Below are 6595 nucleotides of genomic sequence, written 5' to 3'. Positions count from 1 at the left end.
GACCACCCTCAATGTAAATATTTACATTAAGTAAAGACGCTAAGCTTCTATTTTTCAACAAATTATTTAATATTTTAGGCAGGCATTTTTACTTGCCTGCCTCACCTATCGGCATAAAGGCTTTATCTCAAACGCCGACGCGAAAAAATTATTTAGACTCTGCTCGCCCAGTAAACTTGCGCTCTTCAACATTGATCTTAATACGGTCACCAGTAGAAATGTGCTCTGGCACTTGTACCGTTAAACCCGTCGTTAAGATTGCAGGTTTGGTACGCGCGGTAGCCGAGCCACCTTTTAAAGCTGGGTCAGTTTCTACAATTTCCAGCTCAACAGTACTAGGTAACTCCAGTGCAACCGGAGCCTCGTTTACCATCACAACCAGCAAGCCTTGCGCATCTTCGGCCATAAACAATAACTCATCAGCGATGCTTTCTTTATCCAGACTATATGAAGAGTAGTCTTCGCTATCCATAAAAACGTATTCATCACCATCAGCATATGAAAAAGTTACCGGGCGGCGGTCCAAATCTGCAAGTGACAGCATATCGGAGTCTTTGAAAGTTTCATCAATCTTATGGTTTGTCGCCACATTGTACATACGCATACGATACAAACTTCCGCCTGCACGGCCTTGTGGAACAGAGCGCTCGATATCGCGAACAATATAAGCTTCACCATTCATTTCAACGGCAGCGTTCTTCTTAATTTCACTTGCTTTAGGCATTCGTTTTAACTCCTGAATATTGTTTTGGCGCTATTATAGTCGGGTAAACTTGGAATTGATAAGGTGAAGTAATAAAAGAGTTTCATATCTATCTCTATAAGCAACGTTATTTTGCATGATACACAAACTTAAATTTAATGACCCAATATGTGTAAAATAGCCGCCCCAACTCACAGGAAATATTAATGATCTTTGGTTTGCTAATTTTATGTGCGATAAGCATCTTCGCTTCATTAGTCACTGAACTGTTTAACATTCCGGTACCTGGTGCGATTCTAGGCCTGCTGTTATTGACCGGTATATGTGTATTACGGGGCAAAACAGGGGCCTCTTTAGACTGCTCCAGCCAAGTACTGACTATTCTGATTCCTTTGCTAATCATGCCTTCGTGTATTGGCATTATGGATCACTGGCACCTGATAAAAAAAGAATGGCTAGCGATTCTGATAGCAATTTCCAGCAGCGTTATCTTTACCCTAGTGACCACGCCTTGGCTGATCGAAAAGCTAGAAAAAAGCCAAGAACTTGAGGAGTCTTAGCGGTGGAACTAATGTCTGAATTTAAGCTCCCCTACTTCTTTGACCTGTCTATGATATTAACAACAGCAGCCGTTTACTGGGCAGTCAGAAGAATTTACCTTAAGTCAGGCCTTCACCCTTTATTGCAACCTGTACTCCTCGGTTCAGGGACCATGATCGCGCTGCTCTTAACACTGAATATTTCGTATCAAGATTACTTCGAATCAGTACAAATAATTCATTGGTTCCTGGCGCCCTCAATTGTTGCTTTAGCCATCCCCTTATTTTATGAAGGCCGCCATATGCGTTCAAAAATAAAGACTCTCATCGCCCTAATATGCTTGGGAGGTTTTTTGACGGTATTGCTTGCGGTAGGCGTTTTACTTTTGTTCAAAGCAAGTGACGAGTCAATTCTTGCCATGCTCACCAAGTCGGTCACCACAGCGGTTGCTGTGCTGGTTTCAGAAGAAACTGGCGCGGTCGCATCTTTAGCAGCTGGCTTTGTAATGATTACCGGCGTTTTTGGTGCAGTCATTGCACCGCTTGTGTTCAAACGCTTTAATATTACAAATGACGAGGAAAAAGGCCTTGCCCTAGGGCTCAGCGCACATGCCATTGGCACGGTTAAAGCTTTTGAAATTAGTTCCAAGTGCGGCGCATATTCGATTCTTGCAATGATCGTCAATGGCATTTTTACCGCGATCTTACTGCCATTATGCTTCTGGTTGTTCTAGCAGCACACTCCTGGTTCATCGCTGAGATGGCACTCGGGAAATAACGACTCTTAAGACCTTGATAATCAGAACGCTTTTCTAGCATACCCGGTTACTTCACTCACGCCCATCTCTCGACCGAGCACCGTCAATGGATGCACGACTACAAGCCCTTTCACAGACTTCTTGAGTTTACCCATGTCTGCCTGCTCTTCTTTGAGAAGCGCTCGATGAAACTTCATTGCCTTAAGTTGAGCGCATTTACTACTTACATCTGAAGCTTTAGCCTGCTTTAAAGCAGAAATCTGTTTATTGATAGACTCGATATCACGCTTTGTTTGCCCGACCAATACCTGATTAAAACGCTTCTCTGCAGCCACTAAGGTATTCCGTTTTTTGTCTAAGGTATTTTGTAGTGCTTGAAGGTCTTGCTTGAAACTCATGATAACTCCTGGCGCAAAGGGAACTACTGAATATTAGACGCAGTAGTCAAAGGGAGCGAGATTGTACAGTAATTAACCAAAGGATTCGATCACAATTCAAATAACCCGAGCCTCCAGCAATAACAACGAGCCAAAAACTAAAAATTAGTGCATATACTCTACTACTAAAAATTAATGTGATGAACATCTCGTACTGTGAAGTTACGCACCAAAAATGTTTATAGTTTGCCGTATCTTGCGGCACAACAAGCCCCATACGGGATATTGTGATTTACTCGGGTATAAGGCTTTCAGATTAACTCAGGTGCTAGGCAGGTATGCGATGACTCAAGAATCTTCAATGGTAAAAGAGACCCTCAAAGGGAAAAATATTTTAATCACAGGGTGTACCGGGTTTCTCGGCAAAGTTGTACTCGAAAAAATTATTCGATCCACTCCCGATGTTGCCAGTATTCATTTACTCATTCGCGGCAACGCACGATACAATTCAGCTCAGGAACGTCTTGAGCAAGAAGTACTTAGCTCTTCAGTCTTTGGACACTTAAAGAGCCTAGATGAACAGGCATTCAAGAACTTTTGTCTGACAAAACTTAACATCGTCAGCGGCCAACTAACAGATAAGCTATTCGGCTTAGACGAAGATAGTTTTGATGAACTTGCTTCAAAAATCGACGTCATCGTAAACTCTGCTGCGAGTGTCGACTTTAGAGAACCGCTAGACAAGGCTCTAGCAATCAACACCTTAAGCTTAAAGAATATTATCGAATTATCGCAGCGTGGAGAAGTAACACCCGTTGTACAGGTTTCGACATGCTATGTTCATGGCTTAAACAAAGGTGAGATTTACGAAGAGACAACAGGGCCATATAAACGAAAAGTCCCACGCAATGCACAAGGTCACTATCTAGTCGAAGGTTTAATCCATTCACTACAAGACAGAATCGCACGCGCATTTTTGCCCTCAAGCACGAAAGAAGAACAAAAGAACGCCTTGGTTGACCTGGGGATCGAGCAAGCCCATCGCTACGGCTGGAATGACACTTATACCTTCACAAAGTGGCTTGGCGAGCAGCTACTAATAGAGAAACTAGATACGAGCTCTCTTGTCATACTTAGACCTTCAATTATCGAAAGTACACTTCGTGCGCCAGTACCTGGGTGGATTGAAGGCATAAAAGTTGCCGATGCCATTGTATTTGCCTACGCTCGTGGAAAAATCTCTTACTTCCCTGCTGACCCGCATGCAGCAATGGACATTATTCCCGCAGACTTAGTCGCTAATAGCGTTATTCTGTCCATGACCAAAGCACTGAAGTCACCCGGCGAAACAAACATTTACCAATGCTGCAGCAGCTCATCTAACCCGGTGACAGTTGCTGAACTAAAGCGCGCAATGGTCGATGAAGCCCAATCAAACTACAAGGCCTACCCAAAGCTGTTTAAGGCTAAAAAGCCTTCGAAAGAATTTACCTTTGTCTCTAAGTCTGTCTTTGAAGCATCGATGAAAGCAGCTCAAGTGCCGCTGGATATATTGCAAGACGTTCGATCAAAAATCGGCTTTAAAAAACGCAAAAACCGCATGCACAAGAATATAGATACAGCCTTAACCTTGTCGACCACGTTTTCTTTTTATGGTTTTCCCAAATACCGCTTTCATAATGGCAAGCTACTAGCCTTAGCTGAAGAGCTAGGCGAAAAGTCTGACGGAGAGTTCCCTGTCGATGCCAAGCTAATTAACTGGTATCGATATTTTGGTAAAACCCATTTAGCCGGCATTGAAAAATATGCGATAAACGAAGTTGCGAAAAATGCACTGGTTAAGCAGGTGAAGACCAAAGAATTGTCCGTTACTGACTAATAGATAAACTGAGCCTTTAGCCAGCCCCGATTGAACATTCCCTTAGTCTAATCGGGGCTGGCCTTTGTCTACTCGCTCAAGCTTACAGCGTCATAATGTACTGAACCAAATCTGAAACCTCCTCAGTATTCGATGTACACCATGGGTGTGGTGTCGCTGGTAAACCAACCGGGCCAGGTGTCCCCATTTCATCTACACCAAATTCACGACGCATCTTCTGGTAATCCCAGTAGTAGTGGTCGTCATCCCAAGACACTTCACTAAAGTATTTGTGCTTTTCGATAAAGCGGTTGCGCTTGTAACCTCGATCCAACCTGGTAATGTAGTCCGACTTGGGCACCCTGAATACATCGCCTCTGCGATTTAAGTCCGGTGTAGTAATCGGCTGATCGACAGAGCCGGGCGCAGGTCGAACCGGTGCATGCAAGGTGTAATATTGTTGGTACATTTCAGAGTTGCTATCACAACGAGCTGGAGATACCAGATCACTCATATTTCTCACGTGACCGTCAGATAGCAAGCCACGATTCTGCACCCAGTACATATCACGTAAGAATGTCGCGCGAATCGACTCGACCTCTTTTTGGTAAATCGTTGGAGAGAAAAATCTGCCAACTTCATCCAAACGCAACATCTTTTCATTTGTGTTGGCACCGACGCCATCATTGTGGCAGCTGCCGCAATCGCGATCGAAGGTCTCTTTACCTCTTGCTATCGCTGCAGAAACTTTTGGATAGGACTGCCAGCCCTGGCTAATAAACTGTCCTTCTTGCAATGCTGGTATTTCGCGCGTTTTCGTTACCTCTTTATCTGGTTGAGGTATCTTAATACCAAACCAGCCCCGCTTAGGCGGCTGCGGTACCATCTCGGTATAGGTCTCTATGACTGTACCGGTTTCTGTTTGGTCGACAAGTAAACCCTTCTGCTTCAACCAGCGATACATACCAATTTCACGTAGTAAGTCATCGTCCTCATCAAGCTGGGTCATGTACGCGGTTAAGGCTTGTAAAGGCGCTTTTCTCATTGCCCCTTGCGCACCGTCCGGCTCTTCTGCATGCACATAAGAACCTTCAAAACCGACATAGGATTCGGTATGCGACAGAGAACGTCGAATCGACATATAGTTGGTCACATTTGGAATTGCGATCGGTGAAAACTGATAATCATTATCGGTATGGCTGCCCTCTCCTTTGATTCTAACCAAGTTATGCTCACCGGCACCGGCAGGCATATGATAGATCAACATATCTTTGGCAACTTTTTCTTCTTCCGGTGCCCAGTCTGGCCCTGGCTCCTTCTCATAAATGCCCTTGAAGGTTTTTAGCGGCGTCTGTAAAACTGTCCACTTCATGGTCCATTCAGGGTTAGGCAAGCCAGGGAAAACCTTTGTTTCATCTTCGCCATTGACGTTTTGGTAAGTGATTTGATAACCGTGGCACGACGCACAGTTGAAACCGGCAAATTCACCCGGCCCTGTATAAGGGTGATTACCTTCTGCATAGCGATATCCTACCCAACCTGTATCTTTTGTATTGCCTTCAAGCTTGGCAGAACCCAAGGTGAGGAAGCCGGGGATCGGGGTTGGCATTGGGTAAGGATCAAAGTAAACATCATCCATCGCTTCATTCGGCACTTGCCCTCTGACCGTTTTATAGGCGCCAAACAACTCTCTCGGGTCAGCATAGCCTCCTTTAACCGGGTCAAACGAACGATAGTTAAAGATCGCCTTCCAATCCAGGTTTCGTACCGCATGTGCGACACCAATATTGTAGTCGTACGACCAGAATATCTTTCGACCTTCTGTCACCAAATCAGAGAAGTTCGGGTTATTAACATCTATATCAATCGGCGTGCTGGCAACGGCATCACTCAGCTGTGACACAACGTCACATTCATGCTGAAACGTATCGCTGATAATACGAGAGGTCTGTGCATCAATAACGGTATGTGGAGAACCTGGGTGTAGCAAGGACTCATTATAACCCGTTCGTTTTTGTACCTGCACAATCAAGGGACCGCTGCTAGCATGGTCAGGTACCCTGAATACAATACGGTCATCTTGCCAGCTAATAACGTTTTTATCCCATGCATCAACTTGCTGCTCTGTTTCGTAATTAACCTGATCTGACACAGCAAGCTTCTGATCAAACATACGTAAATCAGTTTCAAGAATACGGGTATTACCCAGCATGATTTTGCTAAAATCTATATCCACACCTGCACCGAAGTTTGAGCCGATTAGCGTGACAATATCGCCAGGTACAAGTACCGGGCTTTGAGTCCCCATACGAGTCCAGACAAGCTCATCACCCACCTTTATCATATCTATGAACGGCGTA

General features: G+C 44.5%; 6 protein-coding genes. 3 read left to right on the top strand and 3 right to left on the bottom strand.

The window, feature by feature from the left end; all coding sequences use genetic code 11:
- Nucleotides 1–148: 148 nt before the first annotated feature.
- Nucleotides 149–724: an elongation factor P-like protein YeiP gene (gene yeiP / locus A3757_RS11845; RefSeq protein WP_068514246.1), complete on the bottom strand. Its 576-nt coding sequence runs from the start codon at nt 722–724 to the stop codon at nt 149–151.
- A gap of 185 nt (nt 725–909) precedes the next feature.
- On the opposite strand from yeiP, the gene A3757_RS11840 reads away from it, so the two are divergent.
- Both A3757_RS11840 and A3757_RS11835 read left to right on the top strand, forming a co-directional pair.
- Complete coding sequence (locus A3757_RS11840) at nt 910–1263, top strand: CidA/LrgA family protein (protein ID WP_068739095.1); 354 nt, start codon at nt 910–912, stop codon at nt 1261–1263.
- Between the two features lie 11 nt (nt 1264–1274).
- On the top strand, nt 1275–1976 hold the full coding sequence (locus tag A3757_RS11835; RefSeq protein WP_068508010.1) for an LrgB family protein: 702 nt from the start codon (nt 1275–1277) through the stop codon (nt 1974–1976).
- 65 nt (nt 1977–2041) lie between these two features.
- Here the strand turns inward: A3757_RS11835 and A3757_RS11830 are convergent, their stop codons facing one another.
- The gene (locus tag A3757_RS11830; protein ID WP_068508013.1) at nt 2042–2398 is read right to left on the bottom strand and encodes a YibL family ribosome-associated protein; all 357 of its coding nucleotides are present in this window, start codon (nt 2396–2398) and stop codon (nt 2042–2044) included.
- Nucleotides 2399–2720: 322 nt separating this feature from the next.
- On the opposite strand from A3757_RS11830, the gene A3757_RS11825 reads away from it, so the two are divergent.
- A complete protein-coding gene (locus tag A3757_RS11825; RefSeq protein WP_068514241.1) occupies nt 2721–4256 on the top strand; it encodes a fatty acyl-CoA reductase in 1536 nt (511 codons plus the stop codon).
- Between the two features lie 82 nt (nt 4257–4338).
- Here the strand turns inward: A3757_RS11825 and A3757_RS11820 are convergent.
- A partial coding sequence (locus A3757_RS11820; RefSeq protein WP_369819547.1) for a hypothetical protein occupies nt 4339–6595 on the bottom strand: 2257 nt, incomplete at its 5' end.

The organism is Oleiphilus sp. HI0117 (genome assembly GCF_001635235.1).
The sequence above is the reverse complement of the archived record's forward strand: the minus strand, read 5'-3'. Positions and strand labels throughout refer to the sequence as shown.